At 30.3% G+C, this 2935-nt stretch carries 5 protein-coding genes; all 5 read left to right on the top strand.

The genetic code is table 11. The features are described 5' to 3' along the window. Positions 1 to 756 (top strand): hypothetical protein (locus tag ENO17_05660; GenBank protein ID HER24512.1); only part of this gene is annotated, 756 nt, incomplete at its 5' end. Continuing rightward, on the top strand, positions 687 to 1250 hold the full coding sequence (scpB, locus tag ENO17_05655; protein ID HER24511.1) for an SMC-Scp complex subunit ScpB: 564 nt from the start codon (positions 687 to 689) through the stop codon (positions 1248 to 1250). The genes ENO17_05660 and scpB, both read left to right, overlap by 70 nt. 1 nt (position 1251) lies before the next feature. Then, positions 1252 to 1977 (top strand): rRNA pseudouridine synthase, encoded by a 726-nt coding sequence (locus tag ENO17_05650; protein HER24510.1) that lies wholly within the window; start codon positions 1252 to 1254, stop codon positions 1975 to 1977. Between the two features lie 113 nt (positions 1978 to 2090). Further along, positions 2091 to 2816 carry a (d)CMP kinase gene (locus ENO17_05645; protein ID HER24509.1) on the top strand — a complete coding sequence of 242 codons (726 nt, stop codon included), beginning with the start codon at positions 2091 to 2093 and terminating at the stop codon, positions 2814 to 2816. Further along, on the top strand, positions 2797 to 2935 hold a 139-nt coding region (locus ENO17_05640), incomplete at its 3' end, for a 4-hydroxy-3-methylbut-2-enyl diphosphate reductase (GenBank protein HER24508.1). The genes ENO17_05645 and ENO17_05640, both read left to right, overlap by 20 nt.

The following is a 2935-nucleotide window of genomic DNA, read 5'->3' as shown; positions in this document are numbered from 1 at the left end:
GATTTAGATGATTCTATTGATGAATTATTGAGAAAGATAAAAGAAGGCATTGTAGATGTAATGTTGGTGCCTATTAGCGAGATAGTAGACCAATATTTAAAATATATTATTAAAAACAAGAGTATTATTGACTTAAGTATTACCGGTAAAACATTAGCCGAAATAGCGAGTATACTAAAAATAAAATCAGAAAATCTTCTCCCTAAATTAGAATCTAAAGACAATGAAGAGGAAGATGATGAATACAATGATTTCATAATTTCACAAGAAAAGGAAGCCTATCTTCAGGAATATGATAAATTTCAAAGAATAGTTAAGTATTTAAAGGAAAGAGAAGAAACTCAAGACGATATCTATTTTCCCATTACAGAAGATAGGGAAGAAGAAGGTAGCATAGAAATTCAAAGAGTAGATTTAACAGATCTTTTAACGTCTTTGGAAAAAGTATTACAGAATAAAAAGAAAGAAGACTATATTCCCTTTAAAAAAAGTACTTTTACTACCGCTTCCAAAATGCAAGAAATAATTAAATTATTGAAAACCAACAAAGAAGGACTGTCTTTCGATTATTTTATGGAAAAAACTCAGAGTAAATTAGAAATTATCGTCATTTTCCTTGCTTTATTAGAATTGATATGTTTAAGAAAGATAAGATGCTATCAGAATAAAAATTTTGAAAAGATAATATTTGTTCTGAAAGGAGATGCTTTAAAGTTAAAGAAAAGTCAACAAACAATGCAGAATGGAACAATATAATTGAATGCTTATTACTGGTATATAATAATCCGTTAACTCTTGATAAGATAAAAGAGATTACTGGTTTGGAAAAAAGAACAAGTAAATTGATTATTAATGAATTAATTTCAAAATATGAAGAAGATGGCAGGCCTTTTAAAATAGTTGAAATTGCTGGCGGCTATAAACTGGGAACCAAACCACAGTACTCTATATGGGTAAAAAAAATTTTGGAGAATAAGAAAAAACATCAAATTTCCCAAGCAGCACTGGAGACTCTAGCTATTATTGCCTACAATCAACCGGTAACCCGCATAGAAATTGAAAAGATAAGAGGAGTAAGTTGCTCAGGAGTTTTATTTAATCTATTAAAACATAAATTTATAAAAATTAGCGGTAGAAGAAAAGCCCCTGGAAATCCTTTACTTTATAAAGTTACCGACTTTTTTTTAATGCATTTTGGGTTAAAAAAAATTAATGATCTTCCAAAACTAAGCGAAATAGGGATTAAATGAGATGATTGAAAGGTTACAAAAATATATGGCGGGAGCAGGAATTGCTTCTCGAAGAAAGTGTGAAGAATTTATTCTTCAGGGTCAGGTAAAGGTCAATAATTCTGTAATTACTAAGTTAGGAACCAAGGTAGACCCTCAAAAAGATTTGGTTGAAGTAAAAGGTAAGTTAATACAATATCAAAAGAAAAAAAAGTATTCATATATATTATTAAATAAACCAAAAGGATATTTAACTTCTTTGTACGATCCCTTTGGCAGACCGATTGTTATAGATTTACTTAAAGGTTTAAAAGAAAAAGTATATCCGGTGGGTCGTTTAGATTTTAACTCAGAAGGATTATTAATTCTTACTAATGATGGTGATTTGGCCTATGCTTTAACTCACCCTGCTAAAGAAGTAGAAAAGGTTTACCTGGTTAAATTAAAAGGAAGACCCTCTCCCGAAAAATTAAAGCTATTATCAGAGGGAGTCACCCTGGAAAATAATTATAGAATAGCACCTTGTAGTATCTATGTACTAAAAATTACCAATGGCAATACCATGCTGAAGATAAAGATAAGAGAAGGAAAGAAAAGGCAAATTAGAAAAATGGCTGAACATATAGGCCATTTTGTCCTAGAGTTAAGAAGAATTCAACTTGGGCCAATCTATTTAAAAGGAATAAAACCGGGAGATTATCGATCCTTAACTAAAGAAGAAATTAAAAGCCTGAAAAAAATTGTATAGCATTATCTGGATACTATCTTTTCTTAGTATTTCTGTAATTGTAGAATTGGTTAATTGATGCATTGGTGCATTGGTAAATTGGTAAATTGGCGCATTGGAGAATTGATGATTTAATGAAAAAAAATAGTTTAATCATCGCAATAGACGGACCAGCAGCAGTGGGAAAAAGTACAATGGGTAAATTGATTGCAAGGGAATTAGGTTTTTTATACATTGATACTGGAGCAATTTATCGGGCAATAACCTGGAAGATTCTGAAAAACAATATTAATATAAACGATGAAGAAGTGATTTCCAGCATCGTTTCAAATACCAGTATAAGTATAAAGAGATCAAATAGTAAGAATTCAAATGATTATTATCATATTTTTGTTGACGGAGAAGACGTAAGTGAGGAAATACGCAATCCCAGAATCGACCAAAATGTTTCTCAAATAGCCAGACAGCCTAAAATTAGAGAGCAATTAATTTATCTTCAAAGAGAATTGGCAGCTCAAGGAAATATTGTAATGGAAGGGAGAGATATAGGTTCGGTGATCTTGCCGCAAGCAGATATAAAGTTCTATTTTATTGCTTCTGAAAAGGAAAGAATCAAAAGAAGATATAAAGAGTTAACAAACAAAGGTTTTAACCTAGATTACGAAGAAGTAAAAAAACAGATAATACAGAGGGATAGCATTGACACCAAGAGAAAATACGCCCCTTTAATCAAGGCAAAAGATGCTATTCTTATTGATTCTACAGGAAAAAGCATTGAGGAAGTTAAAGATCATATTTTAAAGATAATAAATAATATAAAAGAAGACAAAGGAAAAAGAATTGGAAATAATACTATCTAAAAAAATGGGATTTTGTTTTGGTGTGAAAAAATCGGTACAATTAGCAAAAGATGCCTTAAATACTAGAAAAAATAATTTATATATGCTGGGTTCAATTATAAATAATCCTCAGATTATAG

This window comes from Candidatus Atribacteria bacterium, from assembly GCA_011056645.1.
Lineage (GTDB): Bacteria > Atribacterota > Phoenicimicrobiia > Phoenicimicrobiales > Phoenicimicrobiaceae > Sediminicultor > Sediminicultor quartus.
The sequence above is the reverse complement of the archived record's forward strand: the minus strand, read 5'-3'. Positions and strand labels throughout refer to the sequence as shown.

Excerpts from the sequence above, each read along its gene's own strand:
- ENO17_05650 (HER24510.1), top strand. The coding sequence starts at position 1,252 with ATGATTGAAAGGTTACAAAAATATATGGCGGGAGCAGGAATTGCTTCT.
- ENO17_05645 (HER24509.1), top strand. The coding sequence starts at position 2,091 with ATGAAAAAAAATAGTTTAATCATCGCAATAGACGGACCAGCAGCAGTG.